We start from the raw sequence: 24,881 nt of genomic DNA, 5'->3' as shown, positions 1-24,881 counted from the left end.
CCCACATGAGGATCCTCCGCGTCTCGCACAGCGCCGTGGTCGACGCGTGGCGAGAGCGGGAGCGCGCGCTGCGGACGACCGGGCTCGACGTCGCCCTCCTGTCGGCGCGGGCCTGGGACGAGGGCGGCACGACGGTCCCTCTGTCGCCCCGGCCGGGCGAGCCCGTCGAGGGGGTCCGGACGTTCGGGTCGCACCCCGCGCTGTTCGTCTACGCCCCGGGCCCGCTCTGGCGCGCCCTGGGCCAGGAGTGGGACGTCCTGGACCTGCACGAGGAACCGTTCGCGCTCGCGACGGCCGAGGTCCTGGCGCTGCGACGGCTCCGGGCCCTCCTCCCGGGCCGTGGTCGCCGCCCGGCACCGCCCTACGTGCTGTACTCGGCGCAGAACATCGCCAAGCGCTACCCGTGGCCGTTCCGCGCCTTCGAGGCCGCGGCCCTGCGTGGCGCGGCCGCGGTGTCGGTCTGCAACGAGGCCGCGGCGCGCATCGTCCGTGACAAGGGCGCGCGGGGGCCGGTCGAGGTGGTCCCGCTGGGCGTGGACCTGTCGGTCTTCTCCCCGGGGGGTCCCGGCCCGTCGCCCCTCCTGCCCGACGGCGTCGCATCCGTCCCCGGTCCAGGTCGCCCCGGGGCCGGGGCGGTCGGGGGGCCCGTGCACGTCGGCTACGCGGGGCGCCTCGCCCCGCACAAGGGCGTGGACGTCCTGCTCGCCGCGGCGCAGGGTGACGACCGCCTGCACGTGACGCTCGCGGGCGACGGCCCGTCGGCCCCCGCGCTCCGCGACCGGGCGCGGCCGCTGGGCGACCGGGTCCGGTTCGTCGGACCGCTCACGGGTGACGACCTCGTCGCGTTCTACCGGTCGCTCGACGTCCTGGCCGTCCCGTCGCTCGAGACCCCCGGCTGGATCGAGCAGTTCGGTCGGGTCGCGGTCGAGGCCATGGCGTGCGGGACGCCCGTGGTGGCGAGCGACTCGGGCGCCCTGCCCGACGTCGTGGGCGGCGCAGGCCTGCTCGTGCCCCCCGGTGACGCCGGGGCGCTGCGCGAGGCGCTCGTCCGGGTCGTCGACGAGCCCGGCCTGGCCGGCACGCTCCGCGCGCAGGGCCTGACGCGTGCCGCGTCCTGCGCCTGGCCCGAGGTCGCCCGCCGCTACGCCGCCCTCTACGAGCACGCCGTGGCGCACCCCGCGCCCACGTCCCCCGCCGGGGCCCCGACCCGTGCGGGCGGCGAGCACGCCACGGGAACCGGCGCTCCGCCGTCGGGCGGCGGGCCCCTGCCACCCGAGGTGGTCCTCGTCGCGTACGGGTCCCCCGACCTGGTGCGCGACGCGCTGGGGCCGCTCGTCGGCAAGCTCCCGCTGACCGTCGTGGACAACTCGTCGCTGCCGGAGATCAGGGAGGTCGCCGAGCTCGCGGGCGCCCGCTACCTCGACCCCGGGCGCAACGGCGGCTTCGCCGCGGGCGTCAACCACGCGCTGCGCCACCGCCAGACCCCCGGGACGGACGTCCTCCTGCTCAACCCGGACGCCGTCGTGAGCCCCGAGGACGTCCTGACGCTCCAGGCCCGGCTCCACGAGTCACCCGACCTCGCGAGCGTCGGTCCCGCGCAGGTGGACGGCGACGGCGAGACCGCGCGCGTCGTCTGGCCCTACCCGTCGCCGGCCGGGACCTGGATCGAGGCCGTGGGCCTCGGCTCGCTGCGCCGCACCCCGGCCGACCGGTCGTTCGTCATCGGGTCCGTCCTGATGCTGCGGGCCGACGCGCTCGACCAGGTCGGGCCGTTCGACGAGAACTTCTTCCTCTACGCCGAGGAGACCGACTGGGCCTACCGGGCGACCCTCCTCGGCAGACGCCACCAGCTCGTGCCCGACGTGCGGGCGCTGCACCTCGGCGGCGCCACGAGCGGTGACCCGACCCGTCGCGAGACGCACTTCCACGCGTCGCAGGAGCGGTACCTGCGCAAGCACTTCGGCGCGACGGGCTGGCACACGGCACGCGCCGGGGTCCTCGCGGGCTCGGCCGCGCGGGCCCTCGCGCTCCGGGGCACCGGGCGCGACCTGGCCCTGCTCCGGCTCCGGCTGTACGCGCGTGGCCCCCTCTCGGCCGAGGCGGCGATGCTCGCCCGCCTCGCGGACCCGGGCCCCACGACGTGATCGGCCGGTCCCTCGCCTGGGCCGCGGGATCGATCGCGGTCGCCATGGTCCTGGTCGGGATCGGCCTGCTGGTGCCCGAGTACACCGCAATCGCCGTCGGCTTCGCAGCGCTGGTCCTGGTCGTCGGGATGACGGTCTACGAGCCGGCCGCCATGCCGATCCTCGCGATGCCCGCGATGGTGGTCGTCGAGCGCGTCGGCGGCGACGCCGTCAACCTGTCGTTGAGCGACTTCGCGCTCTTCGGGGCGTTCTGGTTCGCGCTCTTCTTCACCCAGCGGCCCCTGTCGCGCCCCATGCGCTCGCTCCTGTGGCTCTCGGCGCTCTACCAGGTCGCCACGCTCTTCACCGTCATCGCCAACCCGTACACGGCGAACACCGTCGAGTGGTTCCACGCCTGGCTCTCGGTCGGCGGGGCCCTGCTCGTCGGCTGGGCCGTGGGCCGGGCAGGACGCGCGCGGCTCGGCCTGACGCTGTTCATGATCCCGTGCCTCGTCATCGCGGTCCTCACGTGCTTCACGGCGCTGCAGCAGCTCGCGGCCGGCGACACGGGACCGGTGTACCTCCAGATCCCGTTCCCGATGCACAAGAACTTCATCGGGTGCGTCCTCGGGAGCGCGGCCCTGCTGGCCTACGCCCGGCCGTGGTGGGTGGGGTGGCCCAAGACCTTCACCTACCCCGCGTTCTGGCTGCTGAGCCTCGCGGTCCTCGCGTCGCAGTCTCGCCAGGCCCTGATCGGCCTCGCGATCGGGGTCGTCCTCATCACCCTGCGCGCCGACCCCGACCGCAAGCGTTCCAAGCTGATCCTGCTCGCCGCGATCCCCGCCGTGTACTTCGTGTGGGCGGCCGTCCAGGAGCAGCTCGCGACCAACGACCAGTTCAACTCCGCCTACCAGCGGCTCACCTGGTACGAGCAGGCCATCGACGTCTGGGAACGCAGCCCGTGGGTCGGTGTCGGCCTGCGCTGGTGGGTCGCGAACCGCACCGAGTACACGTTCCAGCCGCCCAACGCCGAGCTCGAGGTGCTCACGTCGGCCGGGATCGTCGGGCTCGTCGCGTTCATCGTGCTGTTCTTCGGCTCCCTCGTCGTGCTGTGGCGCCTCAACCCGCGCTTCGGGACGCTCGCGTTCTCGGTGCTCCTCATGCGCTTCATCCAGGGACAGTTCGACCTCTTCTGGGTCTCGGTCCAGGTGTCCGTGCCGTTCCTCATCGTGGGGGTCTGCGTGGGCGCAGACGCCTATGCGGAGTCGCGGCGAGCCGCACGTGAGGAGACCGGCGACACGCTGCCCGTGGACGACCTCCGGTCGGTCGAGGAGATGATCGACGCCGCGGGCCCCTCGAAGCACCTGGTGCTCACGTCCGCCGCGATCCCCGCCCCCCAGCCCGAGCCCGCGGGCCGCCACCGGAAGGACCCGACCACGTGAGAGTGCTCCACGTCGTGCACTCCGACGCCTTCGCGGGCGTCGAACGGCACGTCGCCCGACTGGCACGCGCGCAGTCCGCGCAGGGTGACCAGGTCGTCGTCGTCGGCGGTGACGTGCCCCGCATGCGGGCCACCGTCGACGACCCGACGGTGCAGGTCCTGCCCGCGGGGTCGCTCCCGCAGGTCGTGCGCACGATCCGCGCGACCGCGACGGGCGCCGACGTCGTGCACGCGCACATGACGTCGGCCGAGATCGCGGCCTCGCTCGCGGGCGTGACGCTCCGGCGCATGCCACCCGTCGTCGCCACGCGCCACTTCGCGCGGACCCGGGGCAGCGGGCCGGCTGCGGGGCTGAGCGCCGCGGTCGCACGCCGCCCGGTGCGCGCGCAGATCTCCATCAGCCGGTACGTCGCCGACCACGTCGACGGCGAGAGCGTCGTCGTCCACCCCGGGATCGACGACCGTCCCACCGCGCCGGTCGCGGCCGACCGCGACCGGGCCGTCCTGCTCGTCCAGCGGCTCGAACCCGAGAAGCGCACCGACCTGGGTGTGCTCGCCTTCGCCGCGTCCCGCCTGCACGACGACGGCTGGCAGCTCCTCGTCGCGGGCGACGGTTCGCAGCGTGCGGCCCTCGAGGCGCTCGTCGCCCGCGAGGGACTCGCAGGTCACGTCCGGTTCCTCGGTGCCCGGTCCGACGTCGACGACCTCATGCAGCGCGCGGCCGTGCTTCTCGCGCCCTGCCCGGTCGAGGGCCTCGGGCTCAGCGTCCTGGAAGCCATGTCCAACGCGCTGCCCGTCGTCGCCGCCGGGGCCGGTGGCCACCTGGAGACGCTCGCCGGGCTCGACCCGCTCGCCCTCTACCCGTCGACCGACGTCGACCGCGCCGGGGAGAACCTCGCGGTCCTGGCCGGTTCCGCGTCGAGGCGCGACGCGTTCGGCGAGGCCGCCCGCACGGTCCAGCGCACGCACTTCACGCCCGAGGCCCAGGTCCAGGGGACGGCAGCCGTGTACGGCACCGTCGTCCGCCCGGAGGTCCGCCCGCACGACGAGCATCGGAGCCCCACGACGTGAGCGACCTTCCCCCTGCCGCGGTGCACGAGCTCGTGGTCGTCTCGCTCGAATCGTGGGACCTCGTGTGGCGACGCAACCAGTACCTCGTGACCGAGCTCCTGCGGGCCGACCCGTCGCTCGTGGTCCTGTTCGTCGAGCCCGCCGCCGACCCGCTGCACGAGGCCCGCCGTGGCTTCCGCCCCCGGGCCGGGCACGGGCTCCGGCGCGCGGAGCCCGTCGAGGGCGTCGGCCCGGACCAGCTGTGGCTCTACCAGCCCACCAAGATCCTGCCGCGCCGCGTGGACCCCCGGGTCGACGCCCGCCTCGCGTCGCTCGTGCGCCGGGCCGCACGCCGGGTCGGGCTCGCACGCCCCGTGCTGTGGGTCAACGACCCCGCCGCATCGACCCTGGTCCGGGACACCGACTGGCCGTCGCTGTACGACGTGACCGACGACTGGGTCGCGGCCGACCGCCCGCCCGAGGTCCGCCGTCGGCTCCTCGCGGACGAGGCCCTCCTCCTCGAGGCGTGCGACGAGGTGACCGTGTGCTCGCCCCACCTCGCAGTGAGCAAGGGCGCCGACCGGGCCGTCACCCTCGTCACCAACGGCGTCGACGTCGACCGCTACCGGCAGCCCAGGGAACGCCCCGCGGACCTGCCCGCCGGGCCCGTGGCCCTCTACCTGGGCACCGTCCACCGCGACCGCTTCGACCTCGACCTGGTCGCCCGGACCGCGACCACGACGGCCGGGACCGGGACGGTCGTGGTCGTCGGGCCCGTGCTCGACCTGACGAGCCAGGAGTACGACGACCTCACGAGAGCCGGTGTGCGGATCCTCGGCGCGCGCCCCTGGACCGAGGTGCCCGCCTACCTCCAGCACGCGACCGCGCTCCTCGTCCCCCACCTGGTCGACGACTTCACGGACAGCCTCGACCCGCTCAAGCTCTACGAGTACCGGGCCGTGGGGCGACCGGTCGTCGCCACCCCCGTCGCGGGCTTTCGCGACGCCGACGACCCCCGGGTCACGGTCGCCGACCCCGCGGACTACCCGCAGGCCGTGCGCGCCGCGCTCACCGTGCCGGCCGCGACCGACACCCACCAGGACGACGACATCCCCACGTGGGACACCCAGGGCCGCGCGATGCGCGACGTCATCGAGCGAGCCTGGCGACCCGCCGCCACACCTCGCTGACGACCTCCGCGGTACGCGTCACCGCGAACCGGTCCTGCGCGACGTCCGCTGCGCGGCGGGCCCGGCCCGCCGCGGCCTCCGGGTCGGCGAGCACCGCCGAGATCCCCCGGGCCAACGACTCGACGTCCCCCGGCTCGACGAGCTCGCCGAGCGGCGCCGGGTCGCCCGACGTCCCCGCGAGGATCTCCACCACGCCCCCGGCCCGGGTCGCCACGACCGGGACCTCCCGGACCATCGCCTCGACCACGACCTGGCCGAACGGCTCGGGGACAGGAGAGGCGTGCACGCACACGTCGAACCCGTCGAGCTCCGCCGACGGGTCCGCGACGAACCCCGCCCAGACGAAACGCTCGGCCACACCGAGCCGCACCGCCTCCGCGCGGACCCGCTCCGCGTGGTCCTCGGCGCCGAAGCTCGGCTCGCCCACGACCCGGAAGGTCACGTCCGGGTGCTCGTCGAGCACGCGGCGCGCCGCGCGCACGAGCTCGAGCTGCCCCTTCGTGGGGCTGATCCGCCCGACCATGCCCACGACCGGCGGGCGACCGGTCGGGTGCGTCGGACGTCCACCCCGGCGCACCTGCTCCGCCGCGAAGCCCGGGTACGCCACGGTCGAGGGCCCGGGGAGCGTCAAGGCGGTGGCCCGCGAGTTCACGACGACCTCCGCGGGGAACCGCGTCGAGGCCCGGCGGAAGGCCCTCGCGACCTGCGGTGGGAGGTAGTCGTCGGCGATCCGGTCGTGGACGTGCCAGACGAGCGCGGCCCGCGCGCGCCTCGCGGGCACCACGCCGAGCAGGTCGGCCTTGAGCGACGTCGTGTGCACGACGTCCGGCCGCAGCGCGCGGACCCGGCGGGACAGCGCCCACGTGAACGGCACGAGCCGGGCCAGGGACACGAGCTGGGCGAACCCCGCCCGCCCCACCGCGCTCCGCGACGTGGACGCCGTCCGCGGGTCGAGCGGCAGGACCTCGACGACCACCCCTGCTGCGCGCAGCCGAGCGACCAGCGGACCGTCGGAGAACAGCAGCACGCGCACGTCGACGTCCGGTCCCAGCCCCTCGAGGAGCCGGACCAGGGCCAGCTCGGCACCACCGAGCTCGCCCGTGTGGTCGAGGACCAGGACGCGCACCGGCCGCCCGGGCGGTGGCCCCCCCGCGCGTCGGGCAGTCACCAACGGAACGGGAGCCTGCGCCCGGCGCTGCTACCGCCCTGCTCGGCCTCCTCGCTCCTGCGGACGGAGCCCGCGCGGGGACGGGCCTCGCCCTGCCCACCAGGAGAGGTCGAGATCTTTCCCCACTCCGGGGAGAGCCGCGGACCTTGCCGGCCTCCCGTCGCCTCTCGTCGGGCCGGAGCGGTCCCCGCAGGTTCGGCGCCCTGCCCGGTTGCCGTGGCCCCGTCGGTGGCTGCGGGCCCCTGGTCCTGCCCCTGCCCGGCGGCGTGACCTGCGGTCGGCGGCGGCGAAGCGCCCCGTGGCCCCGCGGCGGGGACGTCCGTGACGACCGCTGCCGCCCGCTCACGGGCTGCGCGCCGGGGCTCGTCGACCTGCTCGACGCCGCCTGCCCCCGGGGCTCCCGCGTCGGGCCGCTCGGCAGCGAGCGCGGGGGCCTGCGCGACCGCGTCACCTCCGGCCGACCGGGGGGCCTGTCCGTCGTCCTGGCGGTCCGGGTCGCCGTAGGTCGAGGCGTAGAGCATCCGCCGGTCGCTCTTGACGCCCGCGAGCGCGATCCCGACCAGAGGCACGTTGTTGATGCGCAGCCGCTCGGAGGCCTCGGCGAGGACGGCCCGGTCGGTCTTCCCCGCGGAGGCGATGAGGACCACACCCGTCGCGTAGCGCCCGAGGATCGTCGCGTCGGCGGCGGCGAGCACGGGCGGGGCGTCGATCACGACCACCTCGGCGTCGTCGCTCAGGTCGGCGATGAGCTTTCCCGCGCGGGTCGTCGCGAGGAAGTCCGCCGGGTCCATCTCCTCCTCGGGCACCGGGAAGACGCCCAGGTTGGGGATGGTCGTGGGGCGCAGCGTGTGCGGGTCGCCCTTCCACCCCTCGGGCGGCGGCAGGACCCGGTCGAGCTGAGGGCGGCGGAGGTCTCCCGAGACCGCGATGGTCCGTCGCCCGCTGAGCGCGAACGACGCCGCCAGGTTGGCCGCGATGAACGTGCGGGGCGCGTGCGGGTCCGCGGCCGTGACGACCACCACGACACGGTCGGCGTCCGCGAGGGAGACCTGGACCGCGGTCCTGAGCTCACGGATCGACTCGGTGAAGGGGGTCGCGACCTTGCGCGAGACGGGCAGCGTGTGCGAGTGGCTGTAGTCCCGGTCCGACGACCGGACGCCGTAGAGCTCGGCCAGCACGGGGGTCTGCGCGAGGCGCGCCGCGTCGGCCGCACCACGCACACGGACGTCGAGTCCGCGACGGGCGAAGGCCAGCCCGATGCCCGCGACGAGGCCGGCCAGCGCCGCGAGGGCGACCACCGTGCTCCGCCCCAGACCCAGGGCCTCGGCGCTCGTGGCGGGGGTCTCGACCTCACCGGGGACCGTGATGGCACGGAGCGTGTTCGCCTGGACCGTGAGCGACGTGTAGTCGGTCACGATGGTCTCCCGCTCGGCGAGCGCGAGCGGGTCGTCCGTGACGACCGAGAGACGGGCCGTGACGCCTGCGAGCTGCTCGGCGAGCGACTGCCTCCTCGCGTCGAGCGCCGCGACCTGTGCGTCGCGCACGAGCGTCAGCTGGGCGACGTACGCCTCGGCGAACGCGTTGGCGACGTCCTGGGACTCCTGCGGGTCGAGGGTCTTCGCGCTGATGGCGATCAGGCTCTGGCTCTCGGTGGGGTAGTCGGCCGAGACCTGCGCGGCGAGGGTCGCGGGGTCGCCCGTGTAGTCGAGCGTGGTCGCGGCGGCCTGCACGACGGGGTCGGACGTGACGTCGCTCAGGTCGGTGTCGACCGTGACCTCGACGACCTGCTCACCACCCTGCGCCGACTGCACGCCGACGAGCCGCACGGTCGCGGTCGCCTTGTAGACGGTCTCCTGCCGGTCGAGGTAGACGAACGCTGCGGCGACCACCACGAGCACCGCCGCGAGCACGTAGTACTTGCCGACCCACACCGTGCGGACGAACTCCCGGACTGTCATGAGTCCCTCTCCCCTGAGGTGCTGGCACCGGCGTGCACGAGGCCTCGTTGCTCTTCGACGACCTCGCGGAGCCGCGCGACGAAGCGCGGGAGCGCGAAGGTCTCGACGTGCGAGGTCAGGACGTCATCCTCCCACGGGACGGCCGAGGCGTCCTGGACTGCCCGTGCGACGAGATCGGGTTCGGGTGCGTCGAAGAACGCCCCGGTCACGCCCTCGACCACGGTGTCGAGGTACCCGCCGTCCCGCAGGACCACCGAGGGGCGCCCGAACGCGCCCGCCTCGAGCGGGGACAGCCCGTAGTCCTCGTACGAGGCGGCGACGAGCATCGAACAGCTCCGGTAGAGCCAGCGCAGCTCGGGGTCGTCGACCCGGCCGAGCAGCGTGGTCCCGCCGCCGGCTCCCGACGGCGTGCCCCACCTCCCGGAGACGGGTCGCCCGCGCGCGGCGAGGCCCTCGAGCCGCGCCCGGTCGGGGCCGTCGCCCACGATCACGAGGTGGCGTCCGGCGAGGCGGGCCGCCTCGACCAGGACGTCGACGTTCTTGTACGGCAGCAGCCGTGCGACGCACAGCAGGAACCCCGGCTCGATCCCGGGGACCTCTCGCTCGGGCCCGGCGGGCAGCATCGCGGGGGGCGGGGGCAGGATCTCGGCCTCGATGCCGTACGCCTCGCGGACGGCTCGCTGGGTGACGGTCGAGTTGGCGAGATAGACGTCGGCGCGCCCTGCGGCCCGCCGGTCCCAGCCGCGCAGGGCCGGGCTCAGCGCGGTCAGCGCCGCGGCCGCGACGCCGCCCCGGAGCCGGTCCCCGGTGCTCGCACCGTCGCGGCCCCCGAGGTAGCGGTCCCGCTGGTAGAGCCACCGGGCCGGTGCGTGGCAGTAGACGACCGTCCGGCTCGCTCCCCGGTATCCGTGGGCCCAGCCCGTCGAGCTCGCGAGCAGGACGTCGGCGTCGACCCGCTGTGCCGAGACCGCGGGGGCCAGGAGGGGCAGCGCGAGCCGGTGGTGGTGGCGCAGCGCGCCGACGCGGTCGAGCGCGGACGTCCTCAGGTCGAGGCGGGAGAACTCGGGGAACGTGCCCGCCGGGTCGTAGAGGGTCGTGTACATCGGTGACCCGGGGAAGGCCTCGGCCAACCAGAGGGCCACCCGTTCGGCGCCCCCGCGCTGCGTCGCGTAGTCGTGCGCGAGCGCCACACCCTCGGTCATCGTGCCTCCGTCGTGGGGCAGGAGACGGCTGCCCGCCCAGGTTGGATATCGATCCAGCCTAGGGCGAACGAACGGCCCACAACGGACGAAGGGGACACGTCACCCGGGTGAAGTCCGGGCCCCCGCACCACGGGCGCCGGTCAGCGTCCGACCAGCGGCCGACCGGCGCCCGGTCAGCCGCACACGGCGTCCGACCGTCAGGCCTTGGTGTGGAACTTCCCCTGGGCGGCGAGGAGCCCCTCGGTGAGGACCATCTCGACGGCGTCCGCGGCGTCGTCGAGCAGGAACGGCAGCTCCTTGGCCTCCGCGCCCGAGAAGTTCTTGAGCACGTAGTCGGCGGTGTCCATGCGTCCCGGGGGGCGACCGACGCCCGCGCGGACGCGGACGTAGTCACGGGTCCCGAGCGCCTTGGTGATGTCGCGCAGGCCGTTGTGACCGCCCTCGCCGCCGCCGGACTTGAGCTTGACGTCCCCGAACGGGATGTCCACCTCGTCGTGGACGACGATCACGTGGTCGGGGTCGATCCCGAAGTACTGGGCGAGGCCCGCGACCGGACCGCCCGACGTGTTCATGTACGTCGACGGCTTGGCCAGGAGCACCCGGGGCCCCGGGGCCCCGCCCGGGAGCACGCCCAGGCGCGCCTCGGCCACCGCGGCGCGCGCCTTGTGCGCGCTGAACGTCGCACCGGCACGCCCCGCCAGGACGTCGAGCACCATGTGGCCGACGTTGTGACGGTTGCCCGCGTAGGTGGGTCCGGGATTCCCGAGCCCGACGACGAGCCACGGCTGGTCGGTCATGTCACCTGGTCCTTCGTCGACGTCTGGGAGATCCGGGGAACGGTCGAGGCGTCCGGCGCCCGTACGGCACCGGACGCCTCGACCGTCCGTGTCCTGCGGACCGGGCCCCGCGCAGCGGGACCGGCCCTCAGGAGGGTGAGGCTCAGGCCTCGGCGGGAGCCTCTTCGGCGGCCTCGGCAGCCTCTGCCTCGGCAGCGACCTCGCTGCGCGGCTCGGTGATCGCGACGACCGCGAGCTCGGCGTCGCCGTGGAACGCGGCACCCTTGGGGAGCGTGATCTCGCCCGCGCGGACGATGTGCCCGGCCTCGAGGCCCTCGATCGAGACCTCGACGGACTCCGGCAGGTGCGTGGCCTCGGCCTCGAGGAGCAGCGTCTGCGACTCGACGACGTGGATCGTGCCGGGAGCGGACTCACCGACGACGTGCACGTTGACCTCGACCTCGACCTTCTCGCCCTTCTTCACGATGAGGAGGTCGATGTGCTCGACGACGTCCTTGACCGGGTCGCGCTGGACGTCCTTGGCGATCGCGAGGACCGGCTTGCCGTCGAGCTCGATCGAGAACAGGGCGTTGGCCTGCTTGAGGGCGAGCGTCGTCACGTGCCCGGGGAGCGCGATGTGGACGGGGTCCGTGCCGTGCCCGTACAGGACGGCAGGAATCTGGGAAGCGCGACGGATGCGACGGGCGGCACCCTTGCCGAACTCGGTGCGGGCCTCTGCGACAAGCTTGGTCTCGGACACGTGAACTCCTGAAGAACGGTTGCGGGCCGACCACCAGTGGGAAGCGATCGGCTGTCCGGCCGGCTGGTTGGCACCGGAGGACGGGGCGGCTGCGTCGGCGCGGGACACATGACGGGCGCACGAGGTCGACCGCCCAGTCGATTACGGGGACCCATCAGGATCCTGCTGACCTTCCGGTGACTCACCGGCCGTCAGACGTCCCTCGCCGAGGCAACCGAACTACTGTACCCGGGCGCGCCACGTCAAGGGAAACCCGGGTGTGTCGGAGGTCCACCTGGGGGGGCGGGCAGTCAGGGCTGGGCGCCCGCGATGACCACGGTCGTGGTGAGGGCCGCGGCCGTGGCCGCCGTGATCTCCTCGACGTAGCGGCGGGTCGCCCCCGCCGCCCAGCTCCCCTCGGCGATCTCCTTCGCGCGATGGTCGATCTCGCGCCGCGCGGTCGCCGAGAGCTCGGCGCCGGCGGCCATGACCCGACCGGCCTGCTTCGTGGCTGCGAGGATCGCGACGAGCGCGCCCGTCCGCTCGTCGGGGGCCACGCCGTCGCGCAGGACCTGCGTGAGCGTGCGCCGCACGTCGCCCTCGTGCCGCGAGTCCGCCGCGGGCCAGCGCGTCGTCGGGAAGATGCCCAGGATGCGCCCCTCCTCGCGGCGCAGCAGGCCACGCTGGACGAGGCCGTCGAGCGCGACGTCCGCGGGCCTGGACCGCGACAGCACCTCGACCAGGCTCTTGGGTGTGGAGCCCTCCTTCGACTTGACCGTCACCAGCGCGTCGTCGAGCAGCGCGCTCCCGGTCGACGCCTGGTCGCGGACCACGACGCGGCCCGAGCGCCACCCCGAGCTGTCGCCCGCGAGGTCGACGCGACCCGTCAGCGCGAGCTCGACGAGCAGCGCACCCGCCGCCACCTGCTGGAGGTACGAGGCGTCACCGACGGGACGGCCCGTGACGTCGTCCAGCACGAGCAGGAGGTAGTCCTCGATGATGAGCATGCATCCAACCTAGCGGCGCCGATGTGTCGAAGCCCCTGAGAAATGTCACGATCCTGCGGCGATCAGTCCGCCCACGCCCAGCGCACGGTCACGCTCGCGTCGACCCGCTCGTGCCCCGGGTCGACCGCCATCGCGTCGAACGACCCGACCTCGACCGACATCGCGCGGGGCATCGGCGCGGACCCGCCACCCTGCTCGCTGACCTCGACGACGGGTCCGAGCGTGCGCCCCGCGAGCGCCGCGTACTGCACGGCCCTCGCGCGGGCGTCGGCGAACGCCCCCTCGCGGGCCGCGACCGCGAGCGGCGCCGGGTCGCTCACCGCGAAGCGCATCGAGTCGAGCCTCGCGACAGGACCGGCCGCACCGAGCGCCGCCCGCACGAGCTCCCCCGACGCCAGGACGTCGCGCACGGTGACCCGCAGCGTCAGGCGGGCCGTGACGGAGAGCGTCGCGGCGCCGTCGGGCTGCTGGGACGACTGCGTCCACGTGGACGTCTGCGCGGTGCGCAGGTCCGCGGCCGCGACCCCGCCCGCGAGCAGCGCCTCGCGCGCCGCGCGCACCCCCGCGTTCGCGGCGTCGAGCGCCACCTGGACGTCGGCGCCGGACGCCTCGGCACCGAGCTCGACCACCACGACGTCGGGCACCGCGGACGCCGCGCCCTGCCCCGTGGTGGTCACGCCGGCGAGCGGGTCGAGGAGCGGCTGGGTCGGCTGGGTCGGCTGGGTCACAGCAGGCATCCTGCCAGCCCGACGACGGAGCCGCCCGTCCGCCGCGTCGCACCCGCCGCTCGCCTCAGCCCGGGAACGACGACGGCCCGGTCCCTCGAACGAGCGGAGGGGCCGGGCCGTCGGACGGAGCCGGACTCAGCTGTTGCCGTCGAACAGCGACGTGACCGAGCCGTCGTCGAAGACCTCGCGGATCGCGCGCGCCAGGAGCGGCGCGATCGACAGGACCGTGAGCTGCGGGAAGTGCTTGTCCGCCGAGATCGGCAGGGTGTCGGTCACGACGACCTCGCTCGCACCGCACTCGGACAGGCGCTGCGCCGCCGGGTCGGACAGGACACCGTGCGTCGCCGCGACGATGACCGACTTGGCCCCCGCCGCGAGGCAGACCTTGACGGCTTCCGCGATGGTGCCACCCGTGTCGATCAGGTCGTCGACGAGGACGCAGTCACGGCCCTCGACGTCACCCACGACGCGGTTCGCGACGGCCTGGTTGGGGCGCGTGATGTCGCGCGTCTTGTGGACGAACGCGAGCGGTCCGCCACCGAGCTTCGCGGCCCACTGCTCGGCGACACGGATACGGCCGGCGTCGGGCGAGACGACCGTGACGTTCGACGTGTCGACGCGCGTGCGGACGTAGTCCGTGAGGATCGGCATGGCCCACAGGTGGTCCACGGGGCCGTCGAAGAAACCCTGGGTCTGCGCGGCGTGCAGGTCGACGCTCATGAGACGGTCGGCACCGGCCGTGCGGAACAGGTCCGCGATGAGGCGCGCCGAGATCGGCTCGCGACCACGGTGCTTCTTGTCCTGACGACCGTAGCCGTAGAAGGGCTGGACCACCGTGATGGTCTTGGCCGAGGCCCGCTTGGCCGCGTCGACCATGAGCAGCTGCTCCATGATCCACTGGTTGATCGGGGCCGTGTGGCTCTGCAGGAGGAAGATGTCCGCACCGCGGACGCTCTCCCCGAAACGGACGTAGATCTCGCCGTTGGCGAAGTCGTACGCGGTCGTGGGGAGCAGGTCGATGCCCAGCTCCCGCGCGACCTCCTTGGCGAGCTCGGGGTGCGCGCGCCCGGACGCGAGGACGAGGGACTTGTCCCCGTTGCCGGCGATCGTGCTGCTCATCGTGGGGAAGGCCCTTCGTTCGTGCTGCTGGTCGTGGTGCTGGGTCCGTCGGGGACCGTGGGGACACCCGGGCTCGCAGGCACCGGGGTCGGTCGAGGGGCCGGGGTCGCCGCGGTGGCCTCGGCGAGCTGCGCCTGGGCCTGGGCACCCAGCGGAGGGGGCGTCTCGTCGTCGTTCTCGTGGGCCCGCGCGGCGGCGTCGGCGGCAGCCGTGCCAGGACGGCGGCGGGCCACCCAGCCGTCGACGTTGCGCTGGGGGGCGCCGCTCACGCCGAGCGCACCGGCCGGCACGTCGCGACGGATCACGGACCCCGCGGCCGTGTACGCGCCGTCGCCCACCGTGACGGGGGCGACGAACATGTTGTCCGCACCCGTCCTGGCGTGCGAGCCGATGACGGTGCGGTGCTTGGAGACGCCGTCGTAGTTGACCGTGACGCTCGCAGCACCGATGTTGGTGTGGTCGCCGATGGTCGCGTCGCCCACGTAGGACAGGTGCGGCACCTTGGAGCCGGTGCCGATCGTCGCGTTCTTGGTCTCGACGAACGTGCCGATCTTGCCCTTCTCACCCAGGACCGTGCCGGGGCGCAGGTAGGCGAAGGGTCCGACGCTCGCGCCCTCGCCGACGACCGACAGGCTGCCGTGCGTGCGGACCACGGTGGCCCCCGCCCCGACCTCCATGTCGGTCAGCGTCGTGTCCGGGCCGATCGTCGCCCCCGCCCCGATCGTCGTCGCGCCGTGGAGCTGGGTCCCGGGGAGCAGCGTGACGTCGTGACCGAGGTCCACGTCGACGTCGACCCAGGTCGTCGCCGGGTCGATCACCGTGACGCCACCGAGCATCCAGCGCGTGAGGATGCGGCGGTTGAGCTCGGCGCGCAGCGTCGCAAGCTGAGCACGGTCGTTCGCTCCCTCGACGAGCAGCGGGTCGGCGACCCGGAGCGCACCGACACGACCGCCGCCCTCGCGGGCGATCTGGAGGACGTCGGTCAGGTAGACCTCGCCCTGCGAGTTCTCCTGGGTGACCTGCTGGAGGGCACCGCGCAGGACACCGGCGTCGAAGACGTAGACCGAGGAGTTGATCTCCCGGATCGCGCGCTGCTCGTCCGTCGCGTCTTTGTGCTCGACGATGCCCAGGACTCCCCCGGCGTCGTCGCGGACGATCCGCCCGTAGCCGGTCGCGTCGTCGACCTCGGTCGTCAGGACCGTCACGGCGTTGCCACCCGAGCGGTGCGCGTCCAGCAGCCCGGTCAGCGTCGCCGCGTCCAGCAGCGGGATGTCGCCCGCGAGGACGACGACCGACCCGTCGACACCGTCGACCGTGCCGCGCCCCTCGTGCCCGATCGGCACCCCGTGGGCCGCGGCCTCCGCCTGCGCCCGCACGTCGAGCGACTCGAGGGCGCACTGCACCGCCCGACCGGTGCCCGGCACCTCGTCCTGGTCGACCACGAGGGCCGACGGCACGACCTCGAGGGCCGCGGCCGCCACGACGTCACGCTCGTGCCGGACCACGACCGCGATCCGCTGCGGCGACAGGTCGCGGGCCGCGACCATCGCGTGGCCGAGCATGCTGCGCCCGGCGAGCGTGTGGAGGACCTTCGGGGTCGCGGACCTCATCCGCGTCCCCGCACCAGCGGCGAGGACGATGACTGCGGCGGGCACTGGCGGTGCGTCGGGCACAGGGTCGGTCACTGGGGTTCCCATCGGGTTGGTTGCACGTGCTCCGCCCCCAGGACTCGAACCTGGACTAAAGGCACCAAAAACCCTTGTGCTGCCGATTACACCAAGGCGGAACGGACTGGACACGGCACGCCGTCCGGGGGTGAACCTCGGTCGCGCGCACCATCGCTCGTCCGGAGAACAGTCTGCCAGGTCCCGCGCGGTGCTCGGCGCCCGAACGGGGTCCGAACGTGGAGAAAACGTGTGAGGAGGCAGTCACCCGGCGCCCGCGGCGCACGGCGGACCATCTCATCCCGGCCCCCCGGACGACCCGGCACGGCATGATGGTCCCGTGCCCGCAGACTCCAGACGCCCTCCCAGATCCCGCATGACCGCGAGCCAGCGTCGTGAACAGCTCCTCGCGGTGAGCCGTGTCCTGTTCGCGGAGAAGGGGTTCGAGGGGACGAGCGTCGAGGAGATCGCGGCGCGCGCCGAGGTGTCCAAGCCCGTGGTGTACGAGCACTTCGGGGGCAAGGAAGGCATCTACGCGGTCATCGTGGACCGCGAGATCCAAGGCCTGACCAGCGCCCTCACGGGCGCCCTCTCGATGGGTGGCCACCCCAAGGTGCTGCTCGAGCGCACGGCGCTCGCGCTGCTGACGTACATCGAGACGTCCGAGGACGGGTTCCGGATCCTCGTGCGCGACTCGCCCGTGGCCCAGGCGACGGGAACGTTCTCGAGCCTCATCGGCGACGTCGCGACGCAGGTCGAGCACCTGCTCGCGGACCAGTTCAAGCGACGCGGCCTGGACCCCCGGGTCTCGCCCATCTACGCGCAGATGCTCGTCGGCATGGTCGCGCTGACGGGTCAGTACTGGCTCGACGTCCGCAGCCCCAAGAAGGCCGACGTCGCGGCGCACCTGGTCAACCTCGCCTGGAACGGCCTGTCCGGCATGGAGAAGAAGCCGTCGCTCACGACCAAGGAGCGCGCCGCCGACTGACGTCGTGCCGGGCGTCGACGTGAGGAGCACGGGCCCGGACTCGTGACGTTCCGCCTGGGACACTCGCTCCGCGGCATGGTTTCGTTGACCCATGGCGACTCTCGAGATCGACAGGCTGAACAAGACGTACGGGACGGTGCGCGCGCTGCGCGACATGTCCTTCACGGTCGGCGCCGGCGAGATCTTCGGCTTCGTCGGCTCGAACGGTGCCGGCAAGACCACCACCATGCGCATCGCGCTCGGGGTGCTCGCGCCCGACTCGGGCGAGGTCCGGTGGGACGGCCGACCGCTCGACCTGGCCATGCGCCGTCGGGTCGGGTACATGCCCGAGGAGCGCGGCCTCTACCCCAGGATGAAGGTCGGCGACCAGCTCGAGTACCTGGCCCGGCTGCACGGGCTGAGCCCGACCGCGGCGCGCGCCGCGACCGAGCACTGGACGCAGGTCCTCGGGATCGACTCGCGTCGTGGCGACGAGGTCCAGAAGCTCTCGCTCGGCAACCAGCAGCGCGTGCAGCTCGCGGCCGCGCTCGTGCACGACCCGGACATCCTGGTGCTCGACGAGCCGTTCTCCGGGCTGGACCCGGTCGCGGTCGACGTGATGAGCGGCGTGCTGCGCGACCGCGCCGCCGCGGGCGTCCCGGTCGTCTTCTCGTCGCACCAGCTCGACCTGGTCGAGCGGCTGTGCGACCGCGTGGGGATCGTCAAGGCGGGCGAGATGGTCGAGGTCGGCGGGATCGAGGAGCTGCGTGCGACGCAGCGGCCCCAGTGGGTCGTCGACGCCCCGCAGGCACCGCCCGGGTGGGCCGCCGAGCTCCCGGGCGTCCACGTCGTGCGGTACGACGGCGCCAGGACCTTCCTCGAGGTCGACTCGCCGCAGGACGGGGCCGAGCAGGTGATCCTGCGCGCGGCCCTGGCCACGGGCCCGGTGCGGGAGTTCACGCCGCAGCGCCCCTCCCTGACCGAGCTCTTCCGCCACGTCGTGAGCAGCGACGACGCCCCCGTGCCGGACAGCACGACCGGCTCCCGCACGCCCCCCTCGACCCGACAGGAGGCCTCGGCATGAGCGCCGCGCGACAGCCGACGACGACCCGCCACTCCCCCGTGAGCACGTGGGGCGCGGTGTCCCTCGTGGCGGGGCGGGAGATCTCGACCCGCATCCGCTCCAAGGCGTTCGTCTGGACCACGGTCGCACTGCTCGTCGGTGTGGTGCTGGGCGGGTTCCTGCTGAGCGTGGTCGGCGACCAGGGACCCGCTGCCCAGAAGGTCGGCGTCACGTCGGAGGCCGAGGCCCTCGGCCCCCAGCTCACGGCGGCGGGCAGCGCTGTCGGGACCGAGATCGTCGTCACCGAGGTCTCGGAGTCCGAGGGACGGACCCAGGTCGCCGACGGGGACCTCGACGCCCTGGTCACCGGGAGCCCCGAGTCGTTCACGGTCGTCGTGCAGGAAGAGCTGGGCACGGCCCTGTCGCCCGTCTTCACAGGCCTCGCCCAGCAGGCGGCCCTGTCCGGGGCCGTCACCGACCTCGGCGGCGACCCGTCCGCCGTCGCGCAGGAGATCGCGTCCGCCGCACCCACGGTCGAGACGCTCGAACCCGCCGAGGAGCGCGACCCCGCGCAGATCGTCACGGGCATGGTCGGCGGGATCCTCATCTTCATCGCGCTCATGACCTGCGGGCAGCTCGTGGCGCAGGGCGTCGTGGAGGAGAAGACGAGCCGCGTGGTCGAGCTGCTGCTCGCGACGATCCGCCCCTGGCAGCTCATGGCGGGCAAGGTCCTGGGCATCGGCGCGATCGGCCTCGTACAGCTCGTGGTGGTCGTGGGGGGCGGTGTCGGGACGGCGTTCGCCCTGGGGCTCGTCGACGCGAGCAGCGTCAACCTGGGGGCGACCGCCGCCTGGGTGCTCGTGTGGTTCGTGATCGGCTTCGTCATGTACTCGCTGGCGTTGGCCGCGCTCGCGGCTCTCGTCTCGCGGCAGGAGGACGTGGGCTCGGTCATCACGCCGGTCCTGATGCTCATGATGATCCCGTACGTCATCGGGATCTCGATCGGCCCGTGGGACCCCGAGAACCCGCTCGTCGTGTGGCTGTCGTACATCCCGTTCTGCTCGCCGCTGCTCATGCCGATCCGGATCGCGCTGGGCACGGTCGAGACGTGGGAGATCCTGCTCGCGGTCGGGCTCTCGCTCGCGCTCGTGCCCGTCCTGGTGTGGCTCGCCGGCCGGATCTACTCGAACGCCGTGCTGCGTACGGGCGGCCGGGTCAGGCTCGCGGATGCCCTGCGCGCGAGCTGACCGGGCCCGCCCGGAGCGGGCCGACCCGTCAAGACTCTTGATGTCGAGGAATGTCGAGTAATCTCGCGTCCATGCAGCACCCGCACCCGGACGAGGTCGACCGCATCGTCGACGCCTGGCAGCGCGAGCGTCCGGACCTGGACGTCGAGCCGCTCACCGTGTTCTCCCGCGTCAGCAGGCTGGCCCGCCATCTGGACCTCGCGCGCCGCAGCGCGTTCGCGCGCGGGCACCTGGAGACCTGGGAGTTCGACGTGCTGTCCGCGCTGCGCCGGGCGGGCGAGCCGTACCGCCTGTCCCCCGGGGCGCTCATCACGCAGACGCTCGTCACGAGCGGCACCATGACCAACCGGATCGACCGCCTCGAGGCCCGCGGCCTGGTGCAGCGCCACCGCTCGCCCGACGACCGCCGCGGCGTGCTCGTCGAGCTCACGCCCGAGGGCCTGGAACGCGTCGACGCCGCCATGAGCGACCTCCTCGCCGTCGAGCGCGAGGTCCTCGCGGCCCTCGCGCCCGCCGAGCGGCTGCAGCTCGCGAACCTGCTGCGCACCGTCGTGGGGCAGTTCGAGGCCTGACCTCTCCCGTTGAGTGCGGAGTTCTTGTGCGACACGCCCGGCGTGTCGCACAAGAACTCCGCACTCAACGATGCGCGAGGTCAGTCGAGCAGCTCGGCCGCCTGCATCCACTCCGTCTCGAGCGTCTCCTTCTCGTCCGCGAGCTCGCGGAGCTGCTTGTCGAGGTCGAGGATCGCCGCGTGGTCGGTCGCCTGGGCCGCCATCTTGTCGTGCAGGCGCGCCTCGAGCTCGGCGATCTTGGACAGGCGCCGTTCGATGCGCCCGATCTCCTTCTTCGCGGCCCGCACGTCCGCCCCGGACGGCGCCGCCTGAGCCCCTGGCTCGCCCGCGCCGCCCAGGTTCCCCGCGCCCGACGACGTCGCACCGGCCCCGGCGCCCGTCGCGCCCGCGCTCGTCCCCCGCGTCCCACCCGCCGCAGCCGCCGCCATCGCGGCCTTGCGCAGCGCGAGGTACTCCTCGACGCCGCCCGGCAGGTCACGGATGGTCCCGTCGCCCAGCAGCGCGACCTCACGGTCGCAGACACGCTCGAGCAGGTAGCGGTCGTGCGAGACGACGACGAGCGTCCCCGGCCACCCGTCGAGGAGGTCCTCGATGGCCGCGAGCGTGTCGGTGTCGAGGTCGTTGGTGGGCTCGTCGAGCAGCAGCACGTTGGGCTCCCCGACCAGCAGGCGCAGGAGCTGCAGGCGACGGCGCTCACCCCCCGACAGGTCACGGACCAGGGTCTGGGAGCGCTCGCGCGTGAAGCCGAGGCGCTCGACGAGCTGGGCCGCGGTGAGCTCCTTGCCGTCGACCGCCACCGTGCGCTTCTCCTGCTCGATGACCTCGACGACCCGCAGGCCACCGATCTCGTCGAGCTCGTCCACGTCCTGGGTCAGCTCGGCGACGTGGATCGTCTTGCCGCGCTTGACCGTGCCCGCGGTGGGAGCGAGCCGCCCCGCCAGGAGACGCAGGAGCGTCGTCTTGCCCGCGCCGTTGACCCCGACCACGCCGTAGCGGTCCCCGGGGCCGAGACGCCACGTCACGTCGTCGAACAGGACCTTCTCGGCTCCGCCCGGGTCGCCGTCGCGGGCCGGCATGCGGACCGTCACGTCCTCGAGGTCCAGCACGTCCTTGCCGAGGCGGCGCGTGGCCATGCGCGTGAGCTCGAGCGTGTCGCGCGGGTTCGGCTCGTCGGCGATGAGCGCGGCCGCGGCGTCGAGCCGGAACTTTGGCTTCGACGTACGGGCCGGGGCCCCGCGGCGGAGCCAGGCGAGCTCCTTGCGGAGCAGGTTGTTGCGCTTCTCGGCCGTGACGGCCGCCGTGCGGGCACGCTCGGCGCGGGCCAGGACGTACGCGGCGTACCCGCCCTCGTACCCCTCGACCGAGCCCGACCCGTCGCCCGTGACCTCCCACATGCGCGTGCAGACCGCGTCGAGGAACCAGCGGTCGTGCGTCACGACCACGAGCGCCCCGCGGGCACCGGGACGCGCGTAGCGCGCCTGGAGGTGCTCGGCGAGCCACGCGACGCCCTCCACGTCGAGGTGGTTGGTGGGCTCGTCGAGGAACAGCACGTCGTGCTCCGCGACCAGCAGTGCAGCCAGGGCCACCCGACGACGCTGCCCACCGGAGAGGGTGCTCGCCGGGGCGTCCAGGTCCAGGTCCTCGAGCAGGCCCGCGTGCACCGCGCGGATGCCCGCGTCGCCCGCCCACGTGTGCTCGGCCGACTCCCCGTGCACCAGGTCGCGGATCGTGGTCCCCTCGGGCGACTCGTCGCGCTGGTCGAGCATCCCGATCCGCAGCCCGCCCACCCGGGTGACGCGTCCGGCGTCGGGCACCGCGGTCCCCGCGAGGAGACGCAGCAGCGTGGACTTGCCGGCGCCGTTGGGGCCGACGACGCCCACGCGGTCGCCGTCGTCGAGGCCCAGGCTCACGCCGTCGAGCAGGGTGCGGGTACCGACGACGAGACGGATGTCGTCGGCGCCGAGGAGGTGTGCCATGAGTTCCTTCGCGAGGGGTCGAGGTGCCCTAGCGAGGATACGCGTCGGCGCACGGGCGCCACGACGCGGCGGACCGGTCGAGGAGGGCGCGCGTCAGGAGGGCAGGACGCGGGCGCCCGACACCGGGCCCGTGGCGCAGTGCACCGAGTCCGCGACGCCCGCCGCCGTCCAGGAGGCCGCGATCGCGAGCGCGTGCTGCCTGCTGCGGGCCAGGGCCGCGATCGTCGGGCCCGAGCCCGAGACGATCACGCCGAGAGCCCCGACCTCGTGCGCGACCTCCAGGGTCCGCCCGAGCTCGGGCGCCAGGGCGAGCGTCGCGGCCTGCAGGTCGTTGTGCAGCGCCCGGCCGAGCCCCACGGGATCGCCTGCACGCAGCGCCTGCATGAGCTCGGTGTCGTCCGACAGCTCGACGTCCGGGGTCCCGCCCACGACCTCGTCGAACGTCTGGAACACCTTGGCCGTCGACAACCCCTCGTCACGCACCGCGAAGGCCCAGTGGAACTCGCCACGGGACATCGCCGGGGTCAGCAGATGACCCCGTCCGGTGCCCACCGCGGTGTGCCCGACCAGGCCGAACGGCACGTCCGAGCCGAGGCCCGCCGCAAGGTCCGCCATCTCGCCCCGCGAGAGCCCGGTCTCCCAGAGCAGGTCGCACGCGACGAGCGCAGCCGCAGCGTCGGCGGACCCACCGGCCATGCCACCCGCGACGGGCACGCCCTTGCGGACGTGCAGCCGGACGTCGGGATCCACCCCGGTGTAGCGGGCGAGCGACTCCGCGGCACGCCACGCGAGGTTGGACCCGTCGACCGGGACACGCTCGGCCTGCGCCCCCGAGACCGCCAGCGAGATGCCCTCGCCGGGCGTCGCGAGCGTCGCCTCGACCTCCTCGACCAGCGAGACCGCCTGGAAGATCGTGACCAGCGGGTGGTAGCCGTCGTCCTGGCACGCCCCGACCCGCAGCGACAGGTTGACCTTCCCGGGCGCCCGCACCCGCACGGCGACGGGAGGCGCAGCGGACAGGTGGGAGCTCACGCGTCCACTGTGCCAGGTCGGTCCGGGTGCTCGCCTGCGGAAGCCGACGCCTCGGCCCGCACCAGCGGGAGCTGCTCCGCGATGCGCGCGAACTCCTCGACCGTCAGCCGCTCACCACGCGCCGTCGGGTCGACGCCCGCGCGCTCGAGCGCGTCGACCGCCGCGGCCGACGACCCCGCGATGCCCGCCAGCGCCGAGCGGAGCATCTTGCGGCGCTGGGCGAAGGCCGCGTCGACGACGGCGAAGACCTCCTCGCGGGTCGCCGTCGTGCGGGGAGGCTCGCGCCGGTCGAGCGCGACGAGCGCCGAGTCCACGTTCGGCACGGGCCAGAACACGCTGCGCCCCACCGTGCCCGCCCGGGAGGCCGAGGCGTACCAGGCCGCCTTGACCGACGGCACCCCGTAGGTCCGGCTGCCGGGCGGCGCCGCGAGCCGGTCCGCGACCTCGGCCTGCACCATGACCAGGACCCGCTGCAACGAGTCGAAACGCTCGAGGAACGTCAGGAGGACGGGCACCGCGACGTTGTACGGGAGGTTGGCGACGAGCGCCGTGGGCGCCTCGCCCGGGAGCTCGGTGACCTCGAGCGCGTCGGCGGCCACGACCGTGAGGCGGTCGGCCGCGTCGGGCTGGTGCACGGCGACGGTCGCCGCGAGCTGTTGCGCCAGCGGCGGGTCGATCTCGACAGCGACCACGCTCGCACCGACCTCGAGCAGTCCCAGGGTCAGCGAACCGAGCCCCGGTCCGACCTCGACCACGCGGTCCCCCGCCCCGATCCCGGCGGTCCGGACGATCTTGCGGACGGTCCCGCCGTCGTGCACGAAGTTCTGGCCGAGCGTCTTGGTGGGCCGCACACCCAGACGCCCTGCCAGGTCGCGGATCTGTGCCGGACCGAGCAGGGCGTTGGGGGTGTCGTTCATGCAGGGAAGCCTACCGGTTGGCCCGGTACGGACCCCTCCGCCGGGAGGGGTCGCGGCGTCCGCGCGGGATCAGTACCAGTTCTTCGCCTGGGAGTGGCCCCACGCGGCGCACGGGGTGCCGTAGCTGCCCGCGATGTAGTTCAGGCCCCACGTGATCTGGGTCGCCGGGTTGGTCCGCCAGTCGGCGCCCGCCGAGGCCATCTTGGAGGCCGGCAGCGACTGCGGGATCCCGTACGCGCCCGACGACGGGTTGGTCGCCGAGGAGTTCCAGTTGCTCTCCTTGGTCCAGAGCCTGTCGAGGCACTGGAACTGGTCCCCGCCCCAGCCGCGGGCCGCGACGAGCTGGCGAGCGGTCTCGCGCGCCGACCCGGCCGCTGTCGGGCCGCTCGGACGCTCCTTGGTGCCCTGGACGACGATCCTGGCGACCGGCTCGGCCGTGACGCCGTCCGAGACGACCTCGCGGGACTCCTCGACGCCGTCGACCACGGTGACCCGCTCGACGAGGGTGTGCGCGCCCTCGACGCCCTCCTGGGCGACGGTCTGCGCCTCGTCCTCGTAGACGTTCGCGTCCTCCTGGACCGTCGTCTCGAACGGGACGGGCGTCACGGTGGGGACGTCGGTCACGGCGACGCGCTGGACGACGACCGAGACCGCGGGGTCCGCAGCCTCGTCACGGGCGACCGAGACGCGGTCGTGCTCGCCGAGCACGACGCCCTGCTGGTCGAGCAGTGCGTCGATGCCGATCGACCCGTCCGGCGCGACGACCGTCCGACCGTCGACGACCACGTTGACGGGTCCGTCCTCGTCGAGCGTCACACCGAGCTCGGGACGGCCGTCCGCGGTGGAGCGGGAGGCGACCAGGCGCACGTCGGCGCCACGACCCGCGAGCGTGTCGAGCGCCTCGTCAGCATCCAGAGCCGTGACCCACACGTCGCTCTGCTG

21 protein-coding genes and 1 tRNA gene are annotated in these 24,881 nt (G+C 73.8%); 8 read left to right on the top strand and 14 right to left on the bottom strand.

The genetic code is table 11. The features are described from left to right. The first annotated feature begins 5 nt into the window (after positions 1-5). The 4 genes from IE95_RS0117760 to IE95_RS0117745 are packed head-to-tail and all read left to right on the top strand — an operon-like array spanning position 6 to position 5,804. Positions 6-2,144, top strand: coding sequence for a glycosyltransferase (locus IE95_RS0117760; protein ID WP_051703280.1), 2,139 nt, complete (start codon positions 6-8; stop codon positions 2,142-2,144). Beyond that, positions 2,141-3,565, top strand: a complete 1,425-nt coding sequence (locus IE95_RS0117755; protein ID WP_051703279.1) for an O-antigen ligase family protein — start codon at positions 2,141-2,143, stop codon at positions 3,563-3,565. The genes IE95_RS0117760 and IE95_RS0117755 overlap by 4 nt, the downstream gene beginning before the upstream one ends. Beyond that, entirely contained in the window at positions 3,562-4,635 is a 1,074-nt protein-coding gene (locus IE95_RS0117750) for a glycosyltransferase family 4 protein (protein ID WP_084690403.1), read from the top strand. The genes IE95_RS0117755 and IE95_RS0117750 overlap by 4 nt, the downstream gene beginning before the upstream one ends. Beyond that, entirely contained in the window at positions 4,632-5,804 is a 1,173-nt protein-coding gene (locus tag IE95_RS0117745) for a glycosyltransferase (RefSeq protein ID WP_051703278.1), read from the top strand. Before IE95_RS0117750 ends, IE95_RS0117745 begins: the two co-directional genes overlap by 4 nt. Here IE95_RS0117745 and IE95_RS0117740 read toward each other — a convergent pair. The 10 genes from IE95_RS0117740 to IE95_RS0117695 all read right to left on the bottom strand — a co-directional run bounded on the left by IE95_RS0117740 (position 5,764) and on the right by IE95_RS0117695 (position 16,287). Further along, positions 5,764-6,972 carry a glycosyltransferase gene (locus IE95_RS0117740; RefSeq protein WP_164984128.1) on the bottom strand — a complete coding sequence of 403 codons (1,209 nt, stop codon included), beginning with the start codon at positions 6,970-6,972 and terminating at the stop codon, positions 5,764-5,766. The two genes, IE95_RS0117745 and IE95_RS0117740, sit on opposite strands and share 41 nt — an antisense overlap. Beyond that, positions 6,969-8,930, bottom strand: coding sequence for a polysaccharide biosynthesis tyrosine autokinase (locus IE95_RS0117735; protein ID WP_030153398.1), 1,962 nt, complete (start codon positions 8,928-8,930; stop codon positions 6,969-6,971). The genes IE95_RS0117740 and IE95_RS0117735 overlap by 4 nt, the downstream gene beginning before the upstream one ends. Further along, positions 8,927-10,132, bottom strand: coding sequence for a glycosyltransferase (locus tag IE95_RS0117730; RefSeq protein WP_051703277.1), 1,206 nt, complete (start codon positions 10,130-10,132; stop codon positions 8,927-8,929). Before IE95_RS0117730 ends, IE95_RS0117735 begins: the two co-directional genes overlap by 4 nt. Before the next feature lie 197 nt (positions 10,133-10,329). Beyond that, positions 10,330-10,929 carry an aminoacyl-tRNA hydrolase gene (gene pth / locus IE95_RS0117725; protein WP_030153393.1) on the bottom strand — a complete coding sequence of 200 codons (600 nt, stop codon included), beginning with the start codon at positions 10,927-10,929 and terminating at the stop codon, positions 10,330-10,332. A 142-nt stretch (positions 10,930-11,071) separates the two neighbouring features. Beyond that, a complete protein-coding gene (locus IE95_RS0117720) occupies positions 11,072-11,668 on the bottom strand; it encodes a 50S ribosomal protein L25/general stress protein Ctc (RefSeq protein ID WP_030153391.1) in 597 nt (198 codons plus the stop codon). A 290-nt stretch (positions 11,669-11,958) separates the two neighbouring features. Further along, positions 11,959-12,654 (bottom strand): GOLPH3/VPS74 family protein, encoded by a 696-nt coding sequence (locus tag IE95_RS0117715; protein WP_030153388.1) that lies wholly within the window; start codon positions 12,652-12,654, stop codon positions 11,959-11,961. Between the two features lie 62 nt (positions 12,655-12,716). Then, entirely contained in the window at positions 12,717-13,382 is a 666-nt protein-coding gene (locus IE95_RS19255; protein ID WP_164984129.1) for an SIMPL domain-containing protein, read from the bottom strand. A gap of 135 nt (positions 13,383-13,517) precedes the next feature. Beyond that, positions 13,518-14,501, bottom strand: coding sequence for a ribose-phosphate diphosphokinase (locus tag IE95_RS0117705; protein ID WP_030153384.1), 984 nt, complete (start codon positions 14,499-14,501; stop codon positions 13,518-13,520). After that, positions 14,498-16,198, bottom strand: a complete 1,701-nt coding sequence (glmU, locus tag IE95_RS0117700) for a bifunctional UDP-N-acetylglucosamine diphosphorylase/glucosamine-1-phosphate N-acetyltransferase GlmU (RefSeq protein ID WP_051703275.1) — start codon at positions 16,196-16,198, stop codon at positions 14,498-14,500. Before glmU ends, IE95_RS0117705 begins: the two co-directional genes overlap by 4 nt. A gap of 17 nt (positions 16,199-16,215) precedes the next feature. After that, positions 16,216-16,287: transfer RNA gene (locus IE95_RS0117695), tRNA-Gln, on the bottom strand. Between the two features lie 254 nt (positions 16,288-16,541). Between IE95_RS0117695 and IE95_RS0117690 the strand changes: the two genes are divergently transcribed. From IE95_RS0117690 to IE95_RS0117675, 4 genes are all read left to right on the top strand, one after another. Beyond that, positions 16,542-17,153, top strand: a complete 612-nt coding sequence (locus tag IE95_RS0117690) for a TetR/AcrR family transcriptional regulator (protein ID WP_036572588.1) — start codon at positions 16,542-16,544, stop codon at positions 17,151-17,153. Between the two features lie 91 nt (positions 17,154-17,244). Next, positions 17,245-18,216 carry an ABC transporter ATP-binding protein gene (locus tag IE95_RS0117685; RefSeq protein ID WP_051703274.1) on the top strand — a complete coding sequence of 324 codons (972 nt, stop codon included), beginning with the start codon at positions 17,245-17,247 and terminating at the stop codon, positions 18,214-18,216. After that, on the top strand, positions 18,213-19,442 hold the full coding sequence (locus IE95_RS0117680) for an ABC transporter permease (RefSeq protein WP_030153377.1): 1,230 nt from the start codon (positions 18,213-18,215) through the stop codon (positions 19,440-19,442). Before IE95_RS0117685 ends, IE95_RS0117680 begins: the two co-directional genes overlap by 4 nt. Positions 19,443-19,513: 71 nt before the next feature. Beyond that, positions 19,514-20,014, top strand: coding sequence for a MarR family winged helix-turn-helix transcriptional regulator (locus tag IE95_RS0117675; protein ID WP_030153375.1), 501 nt, complete (start codon positions 19,514-19,516; stop codon positions 20,012-20,014). Between the two features lie 80 nt (positions 20,015-20,094). Here IE95_RS0117675 and IE95_RS0117670 read toward each other — a convergent pair whose 3' ends face one another. From IE95_RS0117670 to IE95_RS0117655, 4 genes are all read right to left on the bottom strand, one after another. Further along, the gene (locus tag IE95_RS0117670; protein WP_030153373.1) at positions 20,095-21,990 is read right to left on the bottom strand and encodes an ABC-F family ATP-binding cassette domain-containing protein; all 1,896 of its coding nucleotides are present in this window, start codon (positions 21,988-21,990) and stop codon (positions 20,095-20,097) included. 93 nt (positions 21,991-22,083) lie between these two features. Then, on the bottom strand, positions 22,084-23,022 hold the full coding sequence (locus IE95_RS0117665) for a 4-(cytidine 5'-diphospho)-2-C-methyl-D-erythritol kinase (protein WP_030153371.1): 939 nt from the start codon (positions 23,020-23,022) through the stop codon (positions 22,084-22,086). Then, on the bottom strand, positions 23,019-23,939 hold the full coding sequence (gene rsmA, locus IE95_RS0117660) for a 16S rRNA (adenine(1518)-N(6)/adenine(1519)-N(6))-dimethyltransferase RsmA (protein ID WP_030153369.1): 921 nt from the start codon (positions 23,937-23,939) through the stop codon (positions 23,019-23,021). The genes IE95_RS0117665 and rsmA overlap by 4 nt, the downstream gene beginning before the upstream one ends. 69 nt (positions 23,940-24,008) lie before the next feature. After that, positions 24,009-24,881: resuscitation-promoting factor (locus IE95_RS0117655; protein WP_030153367.1), on the bottom strand; the 873-nt coding region annotated here is incomplete at its 5' end.

Origin of the sequence: Oerskovia turbata (assembly GCF_000718325.1) — a bacterium.
Classification (GTDB): domain Bacteria; phylum Actinomycetota; class Actinomycetes; order Actinomycetales; family Cellulomonadaceae; genus Oerskovia; species Oerskovia turbata.
Note: the sequence above shows the minus strand (reverse complement) of the source record. Positions and strands in the feature narration are given on the sequence as shown.

Coding starts and splice junctions, on each gene's coding strand:
- IE95_RS0117735 (WP_030153398.1), bottom strand. CDS start 8,930: ATGACAGTCCGGGAGTTCGTCCGCACGGTGTGGGTCGGCAAGTACTAC.
- IE95_RS0117760 (WP_051703280.1), top strand. CDS start 6: ATGAGGATCCTCCGCGTCTCGCACAGCGCCGTGGTCGACGCGTGGCGA.
- IE95_RS0117715 (WP_030153388.1), bottom strand. CDS start 12,654: ATGCTCATCATCGAGGACTACCTCCTGCTCGTGCTGGACGACGTCACG.
- IE95_RS0117685 (WP_051703274.1), top strand. CDS start 17,245: ATGGCGACTCTCGAGATCGACAGGCTGAACAAGACGTACGGGACGGTG.
- IE95_RS0117690 (WP_036572588.1), top strand. CDS start 16,542: ATGACCGCGAGCCAGCGTCGTGAACAGCTCCTCGCGGTGAGCCGTGTC.
- IE95_RS0117705 (WP_030153384.1), bottom strand. CDS start 14,501: ATGAGCAGCACGATCGCCGGCAACGGGGACAAGTCCCTCGTCCTCGCG.
- IE95_RS0117680 (WP_030153377.1), top strand. CDS start 18,213: ATGAGCGCCGCGCGACAGCCGACGACGACCCGCCACTCCCCCGTGAGC.
- pth (WP_030153393.1), bottom strand. CDS start 10,929: ATGACCGACCAGCCGTGGCTCGTCGTCGGGCTCGGGAATCCCGGACCC.
- rsmA (WP_030153369.1), bottom strand. CDS start 23,939: ATGAACGACACCCCCAACGCCCTGCTCGGTCCGGCACAGATCCGCGAC.
- glmU (WP_051703275.1), bottom strand. CDS start 16,198: ATGGGAACCCCAGTGACCGACCCTGTGCCCGACGCACCGCCAGTGCCC.
- IE95_RS0117730 (WP_051703277.1), bottom strand. CDS start 10,132: ATGACCGAGGGTGTGGCGCTCGCGCACGACTACGCGACGCAGCGCGGG.
- IE95_RS0117675 (WP_030153375.1), top strand. CDS start 19,514: ATGCAGCACCCGCACCCGGACGAGGTCGACCGCATCGTCGACGCCTGG.
- IE95_RS0117670 (WP_030153373.1), bottom strand. CDS start 21,990: ATGGCACACCTCCTCGGCGCCGACGACATCCGTCTCGTCGTCGGTACC.